Below are 20,445 nucleotides of genomic sequence, written 5' to 3'. Positions count from 1 at the left end.
AAACATTTCCTAAAACTTTGAAGTTGTGAAAAGATTAGGACAAAAAATTGCAGGATTTTTTCTAACAATAGAAAACTTTAAAACTGTAGTTAATAATAAAGTACGAGTGCAAGTTAATGCTGTAAACATACTAATTAATACTCCAATAGCTAAAGTTAGAGCAAACCCTTTGACCAAACCAGATCCTAAGCTGAACAGGGCTCCACAAGCTATCAAGGTAGTAATATTACTATCTAAAATACTAGAAAAAGCACGATAAAAGCCAGACTCCACTCCAGTATAAAGTGTCTTCCCGTTTTGCAGTTCTTCACGAATTCTCTCAAATACCAGAATGTTAGCATCTACTGCCATACCAATACTTAAAATAAATCCTGCTATACCAGGTAGAGTTAGCGTTACTCCAATGAGAGAATAACAAGCTAGGGTTAATGCAGCATAGATTAACAACGCTATATTGGCCAAAACTCCTGATAGGCGGTAATAAACTATCATAAAAATTAAAACAAGAATTAAACCAGTTGCAGTAGCATAAATACTCCGACGAACACTATCTTGCCCTAAAGTTGCGCCAACAGTCCTGTTTTCAACAACTTCTACTGGGAAAGGCAAAGAACCTCCACGTAACTGAACAGCCATTTCATTAGCACTTTCTGCTGTGAAGTTACCTGTAATTACTGCACTACCTCCAGTAATTCCTGTAACAGCAAATTGAGGACTAACGACAGGTGCACTAATTAATATATTATCTAAAAAGATCCCAATACTACGTCCAGTGCCAGCAACCTGTTTTGTTAAGTTAGCGAATTTTTCTTCTCCTTCGTTATCAAAATCGATAATCACTTGCCACTCAATTCCTTGGCTTGGACCATAACGAGCATTTTTTAAGTTTTTACCTGACAAACCAGCAGGATCAAATAATTTCAATATTGCTTGATTAGATACATCTATTGATTCTACTAATTCAACAATACGTTTCTTTGTCTCTAAATCAGGTTTTTTTTGTTTAAGTGTGTTTAATTCTATATTTTTTTGTTGTCTTATTTTAAATTCCGCACTTAATTGACCTTCAGTACCTTTACGTTGTTCTTGGAAATCTAATTGTGCTGTACCTCCTAATACTCTTTCTGCTTGTTCTGGATTTGTAACTCCAGGTAATTGAATAACAATTTTATCTTTTCCTAAAGTTTGTACAATAGGCTCAGCTACCCCTAAACCATTAACTCGATTCTCAAGAACAGTTTTTGCTGCTTCTAGATCTTCTTGAGAAATATTCTTAATATCTTCAGTTGGCTTGAGTTGTATTGTTAATTGACTTCCGCCTTTAAGATCGAGTCCTAATTGTAAAGGCATGATATTGAGAAAGGTTATAGCACTTGTTAAAAGAGCAATAATCAAAACTATCAACAAACGTTGTTGTTTCATAACTATTTGAAAATAATAAAGTTAAATATCCAGCTTCATAATCTTTTCTACTAATGAAGCAATTTGTGAAGGTTGTACTATTGTTAGTTTTTCTAGCATCCCATTATAGGGTGTTGGAATATCTTGAGACGATAAACGTACGACAGGAGCATCTAACTCGTCAAAAAAATTTTCTGTAATTAAAGCAATCAACTCTGCAGCTATACCACTTGTTTTCATGCATTCTTCTACGATAAGAACTTTGTGAGTTTTTCGAATTGAATTTCCAATAGTTTCAAGATCAAATGGTTTGAGAGAAATTAAATCGATTATCTCGGGAGAATAACCTGCTTTTTCAATTTCTTTTAATGCTTGTACACAATGATGACGCATGCGAGAATAAGTAAGAATAGTTATATCTTTCCCAGAACGTACGATTTCTGCTTTATTTAAAGAAAGAACATATTCTTCATCAGGAAGCTCTTCTTTAAGATTATATAGTAAAACATGTTCAAAAAAAAGAACAGGATTTTCATCTCTAATAGCTGCTTTAAGAAGCCCTTTGGCATTATAAGGAGTTGAACAAGCAACAATTTTAAGTCCTGGGACTGCATGGAAATAAGCTTCTAAACGATGAGAATGTTCAGCTCCTAATTGTCTTCCGACACCTCCGGGACCACGAATAACTATAGGAATTTTAAAATTACCACCAGAAGTATACCTCAACATTCCTGCATTATTGGAAATCTGATTAAAAGCTAGTAGTAAAAAACCCATATTCATTCCCTCTACTATGGGCTTTAAGCCTGCCATGGCAGCGCCTACAGCCATTCCTGTGAAACTGTTTTCAGCTATTGGAGTATCTAAAACTCTAAGTTCACCATATTTTTGAGCAAGATCTTTTGTAACTTTGTAAGATCCACCATAATGACCTACATCTTCTCCTAAGATAAAGACTGTATCATCTCGTTTCATCTCTTCATCGATAGCTTCACGCAAAGCGTTAAATAGTAATGTTTCTGCCATATATTTATATTAAGATTAAAGATTTATTTTTGTCATACTATTACTAGAAGTCAAATTTTAAGATTTTTCTTTATCTCGCTAGTTTAGCTAACTGTGTAAATCATTAGTTTAATTTGTTTTTGTCATCATTTTATATCATTTACTATGCCAGTTTTCAAAGTTAATAACTTATCCTAAAAAAGATATTTGATAAACATAAATTATCTCAAGCAAATAGCGTATACTTTAGCTTCTATAAGTATATATATGAACGAGAGCACTAACTTAATATATGTAGAATGATTATAATGTATATTCTAAGAAAGTTAATTTATTGTTAAATTAGAATAATTTTTCCACTACATACTTAAACAATAAAACTTAGCAAGGATTATAAAGATTTCTAATATTTCTGAAATATGTTAGAAAATTTTTTGTAGACAAATAAAATAAGATTTATAGTAACTTAAGTTTTCTTTCAAATATTACTATTGTCTTACAATTAATAACAGATAAGATCTGGAGGAAGGTAACAACTATTTATTAAACGTTTATTAATTAGTTTTTTCCAAGATGATAATTCTTGCTGAAATACAGGACTATTTAAATCACTTTTCCAGAAAATTAAAGCATCTTCACCAGTTTTTTTATAATATTTTTTACGTCTCCCAGCAATTTTAAAACCAAATTTTTCATACAAGCCAATAGCAGATTTATTAGAAGCACGAACTTCTAATGTTGCATGTTCTAAATGACTAGAAACAGCGTTCTTTAGAAGACTATAAAGTAGTAATTGTCCTAGACCTTGACTTTGATAACTTGGATTAATCATGAGTAATGTAATATGTGCTTCTTCTAGAATTCTCCAAAAACATCCACATCCGATTATTGCACCTACTGAGTTTGTAGATAAAACTAAAAAATGACTATTTGGACTTTGTAATTCTCTTTCGTAGTTATCTAATGTCCAAAGACCTCCTAAACAAATTTTGTCTAGGGAAACAAGTTCATCAATCTCATTAACCCGAGGAGTATAAAGTTTTAAAGATTCATATGACATGAAAATAAATTGATTAGAAATTAATATAATACTATTCTTTCTTAAAGAATAGAAATACCATGCATATCTTATTTTAGTTTTAACAAGATAAGAAGCATATGATTATTAAAAATATATAGAATATTCAATTAACAGTAAATTAAAAAATAAAGTCCATATCAAATAAATTTATAGGCAAACATTCTAATATATACAAATTAGCTTATATGAGACTTATCTTATTATATATTTCCTTTGCTAAGTCCAAAGCTTCTTTTCTTGTAAATATCTTTTCTTCAATATGAGCAATTTGAACGTAGCTTAATATTTGTCCTATCTTTTGTCCTTGCTTAATCTTTAAATTTATAATTAAATCACGACCTGTTATGAGAGGTTGGGAGTGGGCTAGCCTATCATGAGGATTCAGATAACGGTAAATCATTTCAAAAATAAGTTTATGATTTATGTTTTTTACTAGAGAAAATAAAGCAAAAGTAGGAAAGTTTTTTCCTGTTTCTACGAAAATAGAATGAATATGTTTTCGAGAGATTGGTTGTTTATTTATTAATGAAATCTGTTTTAAAAGTATAGGTAATATTTTTACATCATTTTTAGAATATTTTAAATACGTAAGTTGTTGAACAGCTACCTCAGGATTTTGGGATAATAGACATAAAAGTTTTACTCTTTTAACTAAATTATTATTATAAATATCGCGGATCCTATTAAAGTCAAAAAAAATATCAAGTTCATTTCTTTTTAGTTTATTAATCAATAATAAAATTTTGTGATTAACTTGTTTTAGATAATAAAAATTATTTTGATTTAAACCAGGTAAAATAACCTTGAGTAAACCATCTTTTCCCATCTCGGCCAGCCAATCGCTACCGTTAAAGCTTTGTAATAAATAACCTAGCTCTGTCTGTATCCTTTCTACAGCAACCTGAGAAATACAAGAAGAAACTTCTTTAATTGCATGACGAGTTCTAGTTTCGATAATAAAGTTTAATTGAGAGGCTTGCCTATAAGCACGTATCAATCTCAAAGGATCATCTTGAAGATTATTTATATGAATCATTCTGATATTTTTTATCTGCAAATCTCTTAACCCTTTTAAAGGATCAACTAATTGCTGTCTATGGAAACTATAAGCAATTGCATTAATAGTAAAATCTCTTTGTTTTAAGTCTTTATGTACATTGTTTCCATTTTGTTTCGCTAAATCGATAGTTCCTTTATTGAAAGTGATTCTAACAATACTTCTTTTTGAATCTAAAACAATAAAGTTCACATGATAGTTTAGTGTAATTTTTTTCGCTATTTTAGTAACAAAATTTGGTAGAATTATATCTAGGTCAATGTAATCTTGTTCAGAATTTAAAAGTATATCTCTCACAGCTCCCCCTACCAAGTAAGCTTTGGATGGCAAAATAGTTAATTCAAAAGGTAGTATATTTGAAGATAAAATTAGAACTGTTTTTGACCTCATTTTTTACAGTATGAAAGCAAATTTTAGAAGTTAGTCGAGTCTTCTTAATTTACGCTAAATTAGTATAAATTATAGAGAAAAAGTATGTGTATTTGTGTTAACTGTTATTATGTTGACGTTTGTCAAACTTATCATGCAGTTGAAGAACAGCACCAACAATCCCACTTAACTAATAAACCATCTTTTAATCCTATAAAAGCTGATATTAATGTAAATATTCGCCCCAAGAATGATTATATTGAAATAGAGTGGGATATTGTGAATTGTGAAAGTTTTCTAGAAGAAACAGGTAAATGGCTTCGCTTATGTCCAGGATCCCCTGTCCCTAGCTAATCAAAATTTACAATATAGAAATATCGAGAGAAGACTATACGTAAATATATTCCTTTAGTTTTAATTATCTAGAACATTAATTTTTTCGATAATAATCAAATTTTAAACTATATTTTGTTCCTTAGATATATTAGCCTGTGGAATTTAATATAGGATGTAATTAATCTTTAATGATAAATATGTTTTATCTTTTAATAGTATATTTTTACTTTTTATGATTAAGTACTTTAAAAATCACTTTCCATATTTTCATTACCAATTCTTCTATCCAGTAAATAACTATATCTAAAACTTCTAAAATCATAATTAAAGGATGTTTAATATATTTTGTAGATTCGATCTCTACTTCTGTAAAATTTGTTGTAAATTCTACTTGTTTCTCATTGTCTATGGTAGGAATCAACTGATTGTTGATTGATTTTTTAAAAATTTGATTAATGTTTAAATAATTGACTTTATCTTTGTGTAACTCATAGATAAAATTATTATTAGATAAATCAATAGTAGGATATGATTTTGAAGGCTTATCCTCTAATAATATAGGTTTATCAGATACTTCATTTTGGAATAATAATCTGTCGTTGTTCTTGGTTTCGTATAGCTTTATTTTTTTTTGTTTTAGATGATGTTTTAAATATTTACTAGATAAAAGCTGGTTTAAAAAATAATATATGGTTATATGCATAAAAAATTTCAAAGAGAACTGATCACGTTGTCTCTTAAAATATCTATAGTTTTTATCTTGTAAATAACCTTTCCATTTTTGAGTGATTTTACCTACTAAAAAATAAAAAGTTTTCTTTTTATTTTTGCCATCATTTTTAATGATAGAGTCTTGCACTCCTTTGAATAATTTGTCTGGGTTTGGAGATATATCTGACAACTCTCCAAAAAAATCGAGATTCTTAGCCAGAGAGCCACGTTTCATCCAAAGCATTAGTTTATAAAAGACAAGTGTCGAAAATGAAATGAAGTTTTGTTTTGTAAAAAATTTATTAATTAAGCTTAAGTCGTGGACTTCGCTATATTGTGAGTTACTTTTATGGTTATCCAGTTGTAAATTAATATATTTATGCAAATAATCTTTTTGGTTTTCAGATAATACATCAATAATTTTGTTATCAATTACTAAGACTAATTTACGAGTTGTCAAATCACTAGCTAATCCTTGAACTAAGCTAACAACACTATTATTTTTAACAGTAGCTACATTTTTTAGTTTTTCTTGCTTTTTAAAATAATTTTCACTTTTTTCAAAATCTAACAAAAAATACTTTGTTTTTTGAAGTATTTTTTCCAAATAAAAATCAGTATTTGAATAAAAAACATTTAGTGAATAATTAGCTTCTTTGAATCTTTTTTGATCAATTTTTTGTGTATGTATAAGAAAATAAAGTGGGTATATAATAATTTGTATTCCCCATTTAAAAATAATTCTTATTTTTTTAGCTTCGTAGATAAGACGCTCTTTTAACAATAAAGACTTACGATTAAATAAATTGAATAATTTGCTTTTAAAGCGGTATGTAGAAGAGTTCATTTATATATATTTAACAGTTAAACATTTTTTTAAACAAAAAAAGAAATAAATAGAAGTTATTAAATACTCTATTCTTGCCGAAATAATAATGTTTAGGCTATAAAGTATTCTTCTTTTTTTATACATAAACTTACAATAGTAGTAATAGCATATGTATTAAGAATAAAACATACAAAGTGTAAAATATCTATGAAGATAGGCAGTGTATAGTTTTATGAAACAAGAAAAATCTCATTGAGCATGTATAAAATATAAAACTATAATTACTCATAAGATGACCTAGATCAACAGAATTGTAACAAAAAATATATAAAAGTGAACAATTACAAGATTTTTCATTTTTGGAACCTTAAATCTCCTGTTATCTTACTGAATTAAATTAAAAAGCTTAGTTTGTTAAACCTAATTTTTTATTGATTTAAGAATCAAATTATTAAATTATTACAACTGGAATATGACTTCAAAATACTTAGTAAATTAAGTTAATACTTTAAGCTTTATAAATTAAATGTTTTTAGATAAGCAAACTTACGAGAATAATGGCAAATATAAATAATTACACTTATCATTTAATTACTTTAATAAAATATTTGTTTTGTTTAATAGTAAAACTTGCTATTAATAAGTTATAATAAAGGGTCTCATATTTACAATATTTGTGCAGTCTACCCACCGGAGGCGTAATTGGAGCCTAGATTTATATTGAAAGTTCTTTGGTTAGATGCTAATGTAGCAATCGCCGTTGATCAAATTGTCGGAAAAGGAACCAGTCCTTTAACTGCTTATTTCTTTTGGCCACGTAATAACGCTTGGCAAGAGTTAAAAAATGAACTGGAAGCAAAGCATTGGATACTAGAAACAGAAAGAATTGAAGTCTTAAACAAGGCAACGGAAGTTATTAATTATTGGCAAGACCTTCGTAATCAGGGCAAGAGTATTACTATGAAGGAAGCGCAAGCTAAATTCTTAGAAGTAACATTTAGCGGTAGTAACTAACGTGAATCAACAAGAATAAATAATAAATCGTTATTATCAGTTATTTAATTAAAGCCATTAATTAAATATTTACCACTTTGAAAAGTATCTACTGGTTTTAGGTTTTAGTGAATTTTCTTGTCGACTCATGTTAACTTTCTCTCTAAATAAATTAAACATGTCTTTTTTATAAGTAAACACTTCATTGTTTTTCAATACTATAGTGCAGAAATAAATAGTTTTCTGCACTATTTTTTATTAGTCAAATAATTCATATCATTTTATATATTAAGACTAGACCCAACTCCTATGAAAAAATTTTATTTCCATAAAGTCATACAAATATTAATGAGTATGAAAAATAGTCATTGATAAATTTACTATAATACGAGTAATTCATTAATGAAATTTCTGCTATCGATATCTAATACAAAAAATAATCAATTATTTTGAAGCATGAAATATAAATTATCTAATAAATTTTTTTACTAGTTATTGCTTACTTTTGTTCTCAATTAACACATGTGTGATCTTGAATTTCAACAGTGGAGACATTAAAAAATAAAACAAATATTGAAAATGATACTTCATCCCTATGTCTATCGAATTGTTATTGTTTATAGATGAACGTCCTCGCTCTAATAAGTGCGTAAAATTAATACAAGACTATATCGAATTTATAAAAAAGAGTTGTCCATGTCAGTTAGAAGTAATTGAAATTCATGAACAACCTCATCTCGTAGAACATTTTCGTTTAGTTGCTACTCCCACGCTTATAAAGGTTTCACCAGGGCCAAAACAAACTCTAGCTGGAAGTAATTTAATTAATCAATTAGAAAGATGGTGGCCTCAATGGAAAATATTACTAGAAGAAAAGTACAGTGATTGTGAAACAAAGGAAGATACTACTACAATTGGTTTAATTAAATATTCAGCAGAACTTATACGTCTATCCGATGAAGTTTTTCGTTTAAAAAAAGAAAAAAAGAATTTACTAGATCAGCTAAACTTCAAGGATCAGGTCTTAGCCATGTTAGCTCATGATTTACGTAGTCCTCTTACAGCCACCTCAATAGCTATAGATACTTTGGCGATTGTTCAAGACAAAGAAGTTAATGAAAGCTGTACAAAGCTTAAAAAACAATTATTCTTCCAGACATACAATCAGTTACAAATAATGAATCGCTTAATAACTGATATTTTGCAGGCATCAAAAAGCATGAATGGTGAATTAAAAGTAGAACGTACAGAAGTTTTCTTATCTCGTTTGTTTAAAGAAATTTTTAAACAATATATAAACTCGCTTAAAGAAAAATCTATAAATTTTATAGAAGATATTCCTGAAGACATACCCGCTGTTTACGCAGATGAAGAATTAATTCGCCAAGTTATTATTAATTTATTAGATAATGCAGTTAAATATACACCAAAAAATGGGACAATCACTTTGTCAATTCTTCATCGCACTAGCCAAAAAATACAAGTAAGTATTTCTGATACTGGACCAGGTATTCCTAAAGAAAAAAAAGAAAGAATTTTTGAAGGACATTTTCGACTACAGAGAGATCTGAAAAAAGAGGGGTATGGATTAGGGCTATCTTTATGTCGTAAAATAATTCGTGTTCATTATGGTCAGATCTGGGTAGATAGTATGCTTAAGCAAGGAAGCTGTTTTCATTTTACGTTACCTGTTTATCGATAAATTCATCTAATTTAAGAGAGATACTATCTAAAACTTTTATAATTGAGGTGATAGATTATTCCATGGTGTAGATTGTTCATAAGCATAACCTACTTGAAAGAGTTTTCCTTCTTCAAGAATATTACCAATCAATTGCAATCCAACAGGTAAACCTTTTTTATCAAAACCGCAAGGAATGCTCATTCCAGGCAATCCAGCGAGATTTACAGGAATAGTCATTAAATCAGATAAGTACATATTTAAAGGCTTAGATATCTTCTCACCAGCCTTAAAAGCTGTTGTCGGAGATGTTGGGGATACTAAAATATCTACTTTTTCAAAACTAGTATTAAAATCCTCTTTTATTAGAGTTCTTACTTTTTGTGCTTTAAGATAATATGCATCGTAATAACCTGTAGATAAAGTGTAAGTGCCTAGCATAATACGTCTTTTTACTTCTGCACCAAGCCCTTCAGTTCTAGTATTAGTATACATATCCAGCAAAGTATCAGATTGTTCTCTTAAACCATATTTAACAGCATCATAACGTGCTAAATTCGACGAGGCCTCGGCTGGAGCTATTACGTAGTAGGCAGGAAGACCATAGCGGAAACTAGGACAAGAAACATTTACAACTTTTGCACCTAATGTTTTTAAGTGGTCAATTGCATTTTGAACAGTATTACTAACTTCTTGTTCTACTCCGTCCATAAAAGTTTCTTCAATAACTCCAATTGTTAATCCTTTTAGTGATAGTTTAAGAAATTTAGTATAATCTGGAACTTTAAACTTAATACTAGTAGAGTCTTTAGGATCATGACCAGCAATCGCTCCTAATACTATTGCAGCATCCTCTACACTACGAGCAAATGGTCCAACTTGATCTAAAGACGACGCATAAGCTACCAATCCAAATCTAGAGACTAGGCCGTAAGTTGGTTTGAGTCCAACCACACCACATAAAGCAGCAGGTTGGCGAATAGAACCTCCAGTATCTGAACCTATAGAGACCGAGCATTCTTTAGCCGCTACAGCTGCTGCGGAACCACCAGATGATCCGCCGGGAACTCTAGATAAATCCCAAGGATTAGCAGTAGTTTGGTAACCTGAGTTTTCAGTAGAACTTCCCATGGCAAACTCATCTAAATTAGTCTTGCCTACCATAACAGCTCCAGCATCTTGAAGTTTTTGGGTAACAGTAGACTCATAAGAAGGAACAAAGTTTTTTAAAATCTTAGAACCACAAGTTGTAGTAATTCCAGAAGTAACCATATTATCTTTGATTCCAATAGGAATACCTGACAGAAAACCTATTTCTTCTTTATTAGCAATTTTATGATCAATTTGTCTAGCTTTTGACAAGGCGTGATCAGCTGTTACTTGCAAAAAACTTTTAACCTTCGAATCAACCGCTTCAATTCTTTCTAGTGCTTCTGTAGTAATTTCAACTGCAGTTTTATCTTTATTAATCAATTGTTGATGAAGTTCACGAATAGATGCCATATTATTATGCTGTGCTTAAAAGTATGAATAAAAAACTAAATTATTGTTTGTGAATTTTAGGAATACAGTGAATATATTAACAGATGCTTAACCATTGCCAGGATTATTTTATCTAAAATTCTAAAAAAGCTTGTTTATTCTTTTTTAGATTATTGTTCTACTACTATACTTTCGCAAACCATGCCTGAATAAAAGAAGACGATAATATCAATTATAAAATAATTTTATATTAGCTTATTCATATCAACTTAAAGGTATAATATTTATAGAATAAATGAAAAACTCTTTGTTTTTGCATTTACCAGATCATTTAAGATTTGATGAGTTCTACACATTTTTGCTAAGATCATAAAATTATAGTTTCCTCATACATTTATATGGTTCAATGCCTCATTTTAAATTGAACAGTATGTAAAGAGGTACCTTAATTAAGTTTGTTATCTTATAGGTTATCGGCCAATTAATAGAAATTTAAATCAAAAAGACTCATAGAAAGAGAAATAAAAGTTATCTCTTTCGATATCGTCTTGAATTTGATACTATTTATTCAGTACAAAGGGGTTATAAATTTCTAGAAGAAGTCTTTAACTAAAAAGCTAACGTTATTAACTAAATACGAAAACAAATAACTTAGGCATTACGGCATGGAACCCCTTTATCAATACGCCTGGCTGATTCCTACTTTACCTCTTCTAGGGGCAATGATAGTTGGCTTGGGTTTAATTACCTTCAATCAAGTTACCAATAGCCTTAGGCAGATCAATGCAGCGATCATTATTTCTCTGATAGGCACATCTATGGTCTTATCATTTGCTCTTTTATGGAGTCAAATTCAAGGTCACGAAGAATATGTCCAGATGTTTGAATGGGCTGCATCCGGAAATTTTCACTTAGAAATGGGTTATACGCTTGACCATCTCAGCTCTTTAATGTGTGTCATCGTAACTACTGTGGCCTTCTTGGTTATGATTTATACAGATGGTTACATGGCTCATGACTCAGGTTATGTACGCTTTTATGCTTATTTGAGTATTTTTAGCGCATCTATGTTGGGATTAGTTATTAGTCCTAACTTAGTACAAGTTTATGTTTTCTGGGAATTAGTAGGTATGTCATCTTATTTACTAATTGGTTTTTGGTTTAGCCGTCCAGGAGCTGCCAACGCTTGCCAGAAAGCTTTTGTAACCAACCGTGTCGGAGATTTTGGATTACTTCTAGGTATGCTAGGCCTATATTGGGCAACAAGAACTTTTGAATTTGATTTAATGGGACAACGTTTAGAAGAACTAATATCTTCAAACATGATTTCCCCAATCCTAGTTACAATATTTGGAATACTTATATTTTTAGGACCAGTAGCAAAATCAGCTCAATTTCCACTTCATGTTTGGTTGCCTGATGCTATGGAGGGACCTACCCCAATATCTGCTCTTATCCATGCAGCAACTATGGTAGCAGCAGGAGTATTTTTAGTAGCCAGGATGTATCCAGTTTTTGAGCACATTCCTACATTGATGACGATAATTGCTTGGACAGGAGCCATAACCTCTTTTATAGGAGCGACAATTGCAATTACTCAAAATGATATTAAAAAGGGATTGGCTTATTCAACCATGTCTCAATTAGGATATATGGTTATGGCAATGGGTATTGGTGCTTATAGTGCTGGATTATTTCATCTAATGACTCATGCTTACTTCAAAGCTATGTTATTTTTATGCTCTGGATCTGTTATCCATGGTATGGAAAATGTGGTTGGCCATAATGCTGTATTAGCTCAAGATATGCGTCTAATGGGAGGTCTTAGAAAGTATATGCCTCTAACATCTTTAGCGTTCTTAGTAGGTACTCTTGCTATTTGCGGTATTCCGCCATTTGCTGGTTTTTGGTCTAAGGATGAAATATTAGGATTAGCTTACCAATCAAACCCTCTTCTATGGTTAGTCGGGTGGATAACAGCAGGAATAACAGCTTTCTATATGTTTAGAATGTATTTCATGACTTTTGAAGGTAATTTCAAAGGAAATGATATGGCAATTCGTACAAAACTATTATCTGTGGCTAACTCAGGACCGAAAGGAACCGATGATAGTAAGTCAGAAGATCATTCTACAAATCATCATGGTAATAGTTTACCTCATGAATCTCCTCTAACAATGACTCTACCGTTGTTAATTTTAGCTATTCCGTCAACAATTATTGGTTTACTAGGAAGACCTTGGAATAATAACTTTGAAGATTTTATTCATGCCCCTGGAGAGATCGTCGAGAAGGTATCTCATTTTGATTGGGTTGAATTTGATATTATGGCTGGAGCTTCAGTCGGAATAGCGACTATTGGTATTGTAATAGCATTCTTAATGTATTTACAACATAAAATCGATCCAAATACTATTGCAGAAAGATATCCTACCTTATATAAATTTTCTCTAAATAAATGGTATTTTGATGATGTATATAATCAAGTTTTTGTAATAGGATGTCGTCGGTTAGCTCGTCAAATCATGGAGGTCGATTATCGAGTTATTGATGGAGTTGTAAATTTGACAGGATTAACAACTTTAGTAAGTGGAGAAGGTTTAAAGTATTTTGAGAGTGGACGAGTTCAATTCTATGCACTAGTTCTTTTTGGAGCAGTATTAGGATTTGTAATTGTCTCTAGTACTACTTGAAAATAATTTGATTTCAATATTTTGAAAGCAAAAAAGGTTTCCTCCTTTTTTGCTTTTTAAATTTTTGATTGAAAGACTAATCATATACCTATTAAAAACACGCTTTTTATTAAAGCAAAGAAACTATTCAAGACCAAACATCGTGTATCTATTTAGTAACTATAGATTTTAAATATATAGTTACTAAATAAAACCGTATTGCCATTATTAATATAATGGCAATACGGTTTTATCTTGTTATCAGTTATCCATTTGAGGAGAAGTATTAATATTGATATTGTGTATATTCTTCTTCAGTTTAGAAAGGGAGGAATAGATATTTTCCTTACTACCTACTACTAAAGTAACTATATCTTCTGTTTTTAAGTATTGCTGAGCAACTCTTTGAATATCTTCAACCGTAGTTTTTTTGATTCCTTCCTGATATTTAAAAATAAAGTTTTCTGGATATCCATAATACTCGTAAGTTAATAAACGAGATAGAGTTTGACTAGGATTCTCAAATTTAAAGACAAAAGAATTGAGAATAGACTCTTTTGCATATGCTAATTCATCATTATTTATAGGCTGATTTCTAAGCAATTCTATTTCTGCTATCAGAGATTCTATAAACTGTGTTGTTGTTTCAGAAGAAGTTTGACCTCCAGCTAGAAAAACTCCAGGATAGTCATAAGCTGCATTCCAATACCCATATACAGTATAAGCTAATCCTTGGTCAGATCTCAGGTTATTAAATAGACGTCCTCCAAAGCCATTAAGTAAACCGTTAATGACACTTAAAGCTGGATAGTCTGGACTATCTAGCTTGCCTCCTAAATGTCCTAGTAAAACGTTGCTCTGGTTTAAGTGAGGCTGGTCAATAAAAAATAGTTCATTCTTTTTAATTTGATTCGCTTGAGGAATAGTTATTTCTGGTTTTATAGTTGAAGATTCCCAATCTTCAAAACCATTTTTAATCAATTGTTTCATCACTTTAGAATCAAAATCTCCTACTATCCCCAAAATGAGATTTTCTGGACGAATATATTGTTTATGAAAAGAAATAACATCATCAAGATCAATATTATTTAACATAGTATGCTCTATAGTTCGAGCATAAGGGCTATCTTGACCATAAACAAGCTTATACAATTCTCTATTAGCAATATCTCCTGGATTGTCATTACGACGAGCTATTTGTCCTTGTAATTGAGTTTTGGTTAAGACTAACTGTTGGGAATCGAAGGCTGGTTCTTTTAAAACTTGAGAAAAGAGATCAAATACAATTTCAATATCCTTACTTAAAGAATTGAAGGCTGCATTTCCTGAATGTGTATTAATACTAACTTCGACTTTTGCAGCTCTCTGTTCTAATAGTTCATTTAATTCACTAGCAGGATGTTGTGTTGTTCCTCCCAAACGCATCATAGATCCAGTAATTTCTGCCAAGCCAATTTTTTCTCGTGGCTCAATACGTGATCCTACTTTAATTAATGCATTACCTTTAATCAAAGGTAATTGATGGTCTTCTATGAGATATACTACCATCCCATTCTTTAATTCATAACGTTCATAATCTGGTAAGGAAATACTAGATAAAGAAGGAAATTCTAATTCTTTATAATTTTTTGGAATTTCAGCTGTCGCAGGTAATCGAAGAATGAAAACAATTAATAAAACAGTAATTAAAATTAGTGATATCCAACGAAACTGCCTAAACAATGAAATTTGCATCATAAAAAAGATTAAAAAATTTTGCTTTATTGGAAAAAAAATATTATTAGAACTAATCATTTCAAATAACCATGAAAATTTAAAAATTAACAACGATCGTTATATCTCCTATTAAATAAAACAATGAAACATTAATTTAAGTAAATAATAGACATAAGACTAAGCTCTTTATATCCTACTCATATAAGAAAATCATATAAGTAAGAATATCTATGATTTATTCTTTTTTATCATAAAACTTTTTCTTTACAGTCAAAATAAACAAAAAATAAAAAGTTTGCTGATTAATTAAAAATTTTGCTATACCAGTAGATAAATTACTAATTACTAACGTAATGTTACATTTATTTAGAAGAAAAAATTTATTTTTACGCTCTTATCTAATATATTCTTTGTACATATCTAGCTTTATTTATCCTATAGCTATAATGGCAACACCAAATCCTACTTTAATTTCTCAAAATTATCTTTCAAATTCTTTTTTAAATAAACTTCTGATACAAGGTATGGAAAAAGGTATTCAAGGAGATTATCAAAAATCTATTATTAATTTTACAAAGGTTATTCGTTTGAGCCCTTATGAAATAGAGGCTTATTATAATCGTGGAATTGCTTATGGAAAAATTGACTACAATATAGATGCTATTGCTGATTTTAATGAAGCTATCAGTCTTAATAACAATATGGTAGATATATATATAGCAAGAGCAAAAGTATACTATAAACTAGGAAAGTTAGGAGAGGCTATTACTGACCTAAAAACTGCAAAGATTTTATGCTATCAGCAAAAAAACAAAGTTTGTTACCAGGAAACATTAGAAATGCTAAATAGTTTTCAACTAAATTAAAATCCCTAATTACTAAAAAGTAACAATTTTATTAAACCAATTGATTTTTAAAAAGTTATAGTTATTTCTTACTTTTATTATTTCAATCTATTACAGACTATTAATTTATCATGATGACTGATGAATAAAAATGAACGCCGCGTCTTTTTACTAGATTTTGAAAAGCCATTATGGGAGTTAGAAGCTCGAATTGAGCAAATTCGAAGATTGGCAAAAGAAAACAATGTAGATGTTACTAAGCAAATCACTCAACTTGGAAATCGTGCAGAAAATTTAAGAAGAGAAATTTTTAATGGTTTAACTCCATCTCAACGCCTACAACTTGCTCGTCATCCTCGTCGTCCAAGCACCCTAGACTATATTCAATCAATTGCTGATGAATGGATAGAATTGCATGGAGATCGTGGAGGTTATGATGATCCTGCTTTAGTAGGTGGAATTGCTCGTATAGGAGGTCGTCCTATGGTTATTCTTGGTCATCAGAAAGGAAGAGATACCAAGGATAATGTAGCCAGAAATTTTGGTATGCCAGCTCCTGGAGGTTATCGTAAAGCTATTCGTTTAATGGAACATGCAAATCATTTTTCCATGCCAATTGTAACTTTTATAGATACACCGGGAGCTTGGGCTGGCGTAGAAGCGGAAAAACTCGGTCAAGGAGAGGCAATCGCCTTTAATCTTCGCCAGATGTTTAGTTTTGATGTACCTATTATCTGTACTGTTATCGGAGAAGGGGGATCAGGAGGTGCACTAGGTATTGGAGTCGGAGATAAAATTCTAATGCTTGAAAACTCAGTATATACCGTAGCAACTCCTGAAGCTTGTGCTGCTATTCTTTGGAAAGATGCTAAAAAGTCATCACAAGCTGCAACTGCTCTTAAAATTACGGCAAATGATCTCAAAAGATTGAATATTATTGATTCTATTATTCCAGAACCTTCTGGAGGTGCTCATGTAAAACCATTAGAAGCTGCAATCATTTTAAAGAAAACGTTGCTTCAAAATCTTAACGAGTTATCTAGCTTAAGTGCAAAAAAACGAAAAGAATTACGATATGAAAAATTTCGAAAAATAGGTATTTTCTTTGATTCAGAATCAGAATATTTAGACTATTAGTAAATTTTGTAAATTGTTTTGTTAAACTTGCTAACAGAATTTCCTAGAAAATGCTATTATAGTAGGATGGGAAACTTAGGGCAATTCCCTAGACTCACATGAGCAATAATTATCTTTAAAATCGTAAAAGCCTTTTCTCTCTTGTGATATTGAAGTTTTAAAACTAATCAATATTTAGTTAACAATAAGACATGCTTAATCTTGAATTTTGTTGCTTAGACAATTCTTGGCTAACTTATGTATTCATCTTGAGAAATTAGTAAAAGTTTTTCATTATATTATGAATTCTTCTCCAACTAGACCAAATGCAATTCCAACTAGACCAAATGCAATTATTACTGGAGCAGGTAGCGGTATTGGCCGAGCAACTAGCTTAGCTTTTGCTCGTGCAGGTATTAACATTGCCTTAGTTGGTCGTTCCTTAAAATCTCTAGAAGATGTAGCTAAAGAGTCGGCAAAAGAAGGAATTAAAGTGAAACCATATGTAATAGATTTAGATCAGTTAGATATGGTATCAATACAAATCCAAAAAATAGTTAGTGATTTCAATGGTATTGACATTATTGTTAACAATGCTGGAATGGGATATACCAATCTTTTAAGAGAAACATCTTTAACAGATTGGCAAAGAGTGCTTGATTTAAATTTAACTAGTGTCTTTCAATGTGTTCAAGGAGTTTTACCTTACATGCGAAAGCACATGAAAGGAACTATTGTTAATATATCTTCTATTGCAGCAACAAATGTTTTTTCTAATTGGGGAGCATATTCTGTAAGCAAAGCTGCTCTTTTATCTTTCTCTAAAATATTAGCGGAAGAGGAGAGAAGCAAAGGTATTCGTGTAACAACAATTATACCTGGAGCAGTTAACACACCAATATGGGATACAATTACTGTTCAAGAAGATTTTGAACGTACTGCCATGCTTTCTCCTGACTTAGTTGCACAGACTATTCTTCAAGTAGCACTACTACCAATAGAAGCTAATATTGAAGAAATAACAATCTTACCTAGTAGTGGAAACTTTTAATAATAAGATTAACATTTAACTATGAAAAGAACTTCTTTCTGACGAATTCAAATCTTCTAAATCGAATAGTTCTGATATACCTAACTCTGATCTAATTGATCAAATTAGTACATCAAATGGTAGGGATGACAAATGTTCTACAGATCAAAATACAGAGAATGTAGACATAAAAAAAATAGAAGATGGAGTCCATTCTATTCTTGAAGCATTAGGTGAGGATCCTAATCGTGAAGGTTTATTAAAGACTCCATATCGTGTTGCAACTTCTATGAAGTTCCTAACAGAAGGTTATAATCAATCCTTGACTCAATTAGTTAATGAAGCTATTTTTGATGAAGGACATAATGAAATGGTTTTAATAAGAGATATTAACTTTTTCAGTTTATGTGAACATCATATGTTGCCATTTATGGGACGCGCTCACGTTGCCTATATACCGGATGGAAAGGTAATTGGATTGAGTAAAATAGCCAGAATTGTAGAAATGTATTCACGCCGCTTACAAGTACAAGAACGTTTGACTCGTCAAATTGCTAATGCTATGCAAGAAGTTTTGAAACCTCTAGGTGTTGCAGTTGTCATGGAAGCAACTCATATGTGTATGGTGATGAGAGGAGTGCAAAAGCCTGGATCTTGGACCTTGACTAGTACCATGTTGGGTAAATTTAATGAAGAACAAAAAACACGAGAAGAGTTTCTTAATTCAGTACGTCATCAACCAAAGTTTTAACAAGAATATATGAATCTCTTTAATCTTAGATTAGAAAAAAATTAATATTTATTTTGTTGGAGATTTTAATAATAAAAAACAAATATTTTGTTTTATCCTAAAATTAAGTACTTAACCAGCCACAAATTTTAACTTTTTATCTTACTCAATGCATTAATAATAGCTTTAGAATCTTGACCGATAAAATGGGAATTTTCAGTAATATACCTTTTCCATTCTTTTGTTCCAGATATGCCTATAAATAAAGATAAAAGATGCCTAGTAATACTGTGCAATTTTAAACCATGACTTGCCCAATATTCTACATACGGTAGGATATTTTCTATAATTTGATAGCGAGTTAATGGTGTAGTGCTGCTTTTATAAAAATCTTTATCTACTGTAGCAAGTAAGTAGGGATTGTTGTAAGCTATTCTGCCTAGCATCACTGAGTCAATAAATTGTAAGTGATGACTGATTTGTTCTAAATTAGTTATTCCTCCATTAATTTCAATAGTAAGATGAGGAAAATCTTTTTTTAAAGAATAAACATCTTGATATCTTAATGGAGGAATATTACGATTTTCCTTTGGACTTAATCCTTGTAACCATGCTTTACGTGCATGCACAATAAATTTTTTACATCCAGATTCTGAAACTATTCGTACAAAATATTTTAGGCTTTCATAATCATCACATTCATCAATACCAATTCTATGTTTAACTGTGATTGGTATATCAACTGATTCCTGCATTTTTTCAACTGATTTAGCTACCAATTCAGGCTCAGCCATTAAGCAGGCTCCAAAACGTCCATTTTGGACTCGATCACTAGGACATCCAATATTTAAATTTACCTCATCATATCCCCAGTCTTCTGCAATAATTGCACATTCAGCTAATGTATAAGGATCATTGCCTCCTAATTGTAGTGATAAGGGTTTTTCATCAGATGAAAAATCTAAAAGTTTTGATTTATTACCATTTTGAACAGCTGTTGCAGAGATCATTTCTGTGTACAGCAAAGTATGTTTAGTAATTTGTCTTATAAAATAACGGAAATGACGATCAGTTCTATCCATCATCGGTGCAACACTTAAAAAATTTTCTTTATTATTTTTCATATAATTAATTTTACGATTGATATTTTTTCATAATTTACTTAAACAATAAATTTATTATTCTCTTTCAAATGTTCGAATAGGGAGTATTACAACTATTAAGTACATATATTAATTTATAGCAAGACTTTAAATGATCCGACGCTTTTATACAGCTTGTAAAGAATAATCAAAATAAAACATTAATTAAAAGCTAAATGATTAAACTCAAAATTTTACAAGAAAAATCTAACTAAGGTTAACATAACGAAGATTCACGAAATAATAAAT

At 30.5% G+C, this 20,445-nt stretch carries 16 protein-coding genes; 8 read left to right on the top strand and 8 right to left on the bottom strand.

Annotated features, from left to right (window positions below; genetic code table 11):
• Positions 1-9 precede the first annotated feature (9 nt).
• The 4 genes from secD to UCYN_RS03150 form a co-directional block, all read right to left on the bottom strand.
• Positions 10-1,422, bottom strand: a complete 1,413-nt coding sequence (gene secD, locus UCYN_RS03165) for a protein translocase subunit SecD (RefSeq protein WP_012954057.1) — start codon at positions 1,420-1,422, stop codon at positions 10-12.
• Between the two features lie 21 nt (positions 1,423-1,443).
• Positions 1,444-2,427, bottom strand: a complete 984-nt coding sequence (locus tag UCYN_RS03160) for an alpha-ketoacid dehydrogenase subunit beta (protein WP_012954056.1) — start codon at positions 2,425-2,427, stop codon at positions 1,444-1,446.
• Positions 2,428-2,908: 481 nt separating this feature from the next.
• A complete protein-coding gene (gene rimI, locus UCYN_RS03155) occupies positions 2,909-3,466 on the bottom strand; it encodes a ribosomal protein S18-alanine N-acetyltransferase (RefSeq protein WP_012954055.1) in 558 nt (185 codons plus the stop codon).
• 202 nt (positions 3,467-3,668) lie between these two features.
• Positions 3,669-4,934: a tRNA nucleotidyltransferase/poly(A) polymerase-related protein gene (locus UCYN_RS03150; RefSeq protein ID WP_012954054.1), complete on the bottom strand. Its 1,266-nt coding sequence runs from the start codon at positions 4,932-4,934 to the stop codon at positions 3,669-3,671.
• Between the two features lie 84 nt (positions 4,935-5,018).
• Between UCYN_RS03150 and UCYN_RS03145 the strand changes: the two genes are divergently transcribed.
• Positions 5,019-5,267, top strand: a complete 249-nt coding sequence (locus UCYN_RS03145; RefSeq protein WP_012954053.1) for a Ycf34 family protein — start codon at positions 5,019-5,021, stop codon at positions 5,265-5,267.
• A gap of 205 nt (positions 5,268-5,472) precedes the next feature.
• Here the strand turns inward: UCYN_RS03145 and UCYN_RS03140 are convergent, their stop codons facing one another.
• The gene (locus tag UCYN_RS03140) at positions 5,473-6,807 is read right to left on the bottom strand and encodes a hypothetical protein (RefSeq protein WP_012954052.1); all 1,335 of its coding nucleotides are present in this window, start codon (positions 6,805-6,807) and stop codon (positions 5,473-5,475) included.
• Positions 6,808-7,491: 684 nt separating this feature from the next.
• Between UCYN_RS03140 and UCYN_RS03135 the strand changes: the two genes are divergently transcribed.
• Positions 7,492-7,803, top strand: coding sequence for a 30S ribosomal protein PSRP-3 (locus UCYN_RS03135; protein ID WP_012954051.1), 312 nt, complete (start codon positions 7,492-7,494; stop codon positions 7,801-7,803).
• 574 nt (positions 7,804-8,377) lie between these two features.
• Positions 8,378-9,484: a histidine kinase gene (locus tag UCYN_RS03130; RefSeq protein ID WP_012954050.1), complete on the top strand. Its 1,107-nt coding sequence runs from the start codon at positions 8,378-8,380 to the stop codon at positions 9,482-9,484.
• A 36-nt stretch (positions 9,485-9,520) separates the two neighbouring features.
• On the opposite strand, the gene gatA is transcribed toward UCYN_RS03130, so the two are convergent.
• Complete coding sequence (gene gatA / locus UCYN_RS03125) at positions 9,521-10,966, bottom strand: Asp-tRNA(Asn)/Glu-tRNA(Gln) amidotransferase subunit GatA (RefSeq protein ID WP_012954049.1); 1,446 nt, start codon at positions 10,964-10,966, stop codon at positions 9,521-9,523.
• 644 nt (positions 10,967-11,610) lie between these two features.
• Here gatA and UCYN_RS03120 point away from each other — a divergent pair.
• Positions 11,611-13,638, top strand: a complete 2,028-nt coding sequence (locus UCYN_RS03120) for an NAD(P)H-quinone oxidoreductase subunit 5 (RefSeq protein WP_012954048.1) — start codon at positions 11,611-11,613, stop codon at positions 13,636-13,638.
• A 240-nt stretch (positions 13,639-13,878) separates the two neighbouring features.
• Here UCYN_RS03120 and UCYN_RS03115 read toward each other — a convergent pair whose 3' ends face one another.
• Positions 13,879-15,354: a M16 family metallopeptidase gene (locus tag UCYN_RS03115; RefSeq protein WP_041487847.1), complete on the bottom strand. Its 1,476-nt coding sequence runs from the start codon at positions 15,352-15,354 to the stop codon at positions 13,879-13,881.
• A 425-nt stretch (positions 15,355-15,779) separates the two neighbouring features.
• Here UCYN_RS03115 and UCYN_RS03110 point away from each other — a divergent pair, with 425 nt between their 5' ends.
• From UCYN_RS03110 to folE, 4 genes are all read left to right on the top strand, one after another.
• On the top strand, positions 15,780-16,199 hold the full coding sequence (locus UCYN_RS03110; protein ID WP_148207764.1) for a tetratricopeptide repeat protein: 420 nt from the start codon (positions 15,780-15,782) through the stop codon (positions 16,197-16,199).
• Positions 16,200-16,319: 120 nt separating this feature from the next.
• Positions 16,320-17,315, top strand: a complete 996-nt coding sequence (gene accA / locus UCYN_RS03105) for an acetyl-CoA carboxylase carboxyl transferase subunit alpha (RefSeq protein ID WP_012954045.1) — start codon at positions 16,320-16,322, stop codon at positions 17,313-17,315.
• A 280-nt stretch (positions 17,316-17,595) separates the two neighbouring features.
• On the top strand, positions 17,596-18,345 hold the full coding sequence (locus tag UCYN_RS03100; RefSeq protein WP_012954044.1) for an SDR family oxidoreductase: 750 nt from the start codon (positions 17,596-17,598) through the stop codon (positions 18,343-18,345).
• A gap of 76 nt (positions 18,346-18,421) precedes the next feature.
• Positions 18,422-19,075: a GTP cyclohydrolase I FolE gene (gene folE / locus UCYN_RS03095; protein WP_041487743.1), complete on the top strand. Its 654-nt coding sequence runs from the start codon at positions 18,422-18,424 to the stop codon at positions 19,073-19,075.
• A gap of 128 nt (positions 19,076-19,203) precedes the next feature.
• Here folE and dusA read toward each other — a convergent pair whose 3' ends face one another.
• Entirely contained in the window at positions 19,204-20,178 is a 975-nt protein-coding gene (dusA, locus tag UCYN_RS03090; protein ID WP_012954042.1) for a tRNA dihydrouridine(20/20a) synthase DusA, read from the bottom strand.
• Positions 20,179-20,445 lie beyond the last annotated feature (267 nt).

Origin of the sequence: Candidatus Atelocyanobacterium thalassa isolate ALOHA, from assembly GCF_000025125.1 — a bacterium.
Lineage (GTDB): Bacteria > Cyanobacteriota > Cyanobacteriia > Cyanobacteriales > Microcystaceae > Atelocyanobacterium > Atelocyanobacterium thalassae.
This window is presented reverse-complemented; position numbering and strand designations above follow the sequence as displayed.

Excerpts from the sequence above, each read along its gene's own strand:
- secD (WP_012954057.1), bottom strand. The coding sequence starts at position 1,422 with ATGAAACAACAACGTTTGTTGATAGTTTTGATTATTGCTCTTTTAACA.
- UCYN_RS03160 (WP_012954056.1), bottom strand. The coding sequence starts at position 2,427 with ATGGCAGAAACATTACTATTTAACGCTTTGCGTGAAGCTATCGATGAA.
- rimI (WP_012954055.1), bottom strand. The coding sequence starts at position 3,466 with ATGTCATATGAATCTTTAAAACTTTATACTCCTCGGGTTAATGAGATT.
- UCYN_RS03150 (WP_012954054.1), bottom strand. The coding sequence starts at position 4,934 with ATGAGGTCAAAAACAGTTCTAATTTTATCTTCAAATATACTACCTTTT.
- UCYN_RS03145 (WP_012954053.1), top strand. The coding sequence starts at position 5,019 with ATGTGTATTTGTGTTAACTGTTATTATGTTGACGTTTGTCAAACTTAT.
- UCYN_RS03140 (WP_012954052.1), bottom strand. The coding sequence starts at position 6,807 with ATGAACTCTTCTACATACCGCTTTAAAAGCAAATTATTCAATTTATTT.
- UCYN_RS03130 (WP_012954050.1), top strand. The coding sequence starts at position 8,378 with ATGTCTATCGAATTGTTATTGTTTATAGATGAACGTCCTCGCTCTAAT.
- gatA (WP_012954049.1), bottom strand. The coding sequence starts at position 10,966 with ATGGCATCTATTCGTGAACTTCATCAACAATTGATTAATAAAGATAAA.
- UCYN_RS03120 (WP_012954048.1), top strand. The coding sequence starts at position 11,611 with ATGGAACCCCTTTATCAATACGCCTGGCTGATTCCTACTTTACCTCTT.
- UCYN_RS03115 (WP_041487847.1), bottom strand. The coding sequence starts at position 15,354 with ATGATGCAAATTTCATTGTTTAGGCAGTTTCGTTGGATATCACTAATT.
- UCYN_RS03110 (WP_148207764.1), top strand. The coding sequence starts at position 15,780 with ATGGCAACACCAAATCCTACTTTAATTTCTCAAAATTATCTTTCAAAT.
- accA (WP_012954045.1), top strand. The coding sequence starts at position 16,320 with ATGAATAAAAATGAACGCCGCGTCTTTTTACTAGATTTTGAAAAGCCA.
- UCYN_RS03100 (WP_012954044.1), top strand. The coding sequence starts at position 17,596 with ATGAATTCTTCTCCAACTAGACCAAATGCAATTCCAACTAGACCAAAT.
- dusA (WP_012954042.1), bottom strand. The coding sequence starts at position 20,178 with ATGAAAAATAATAAAGAAAATTTTTTAAGTGTTGCACCGATGATGGAT.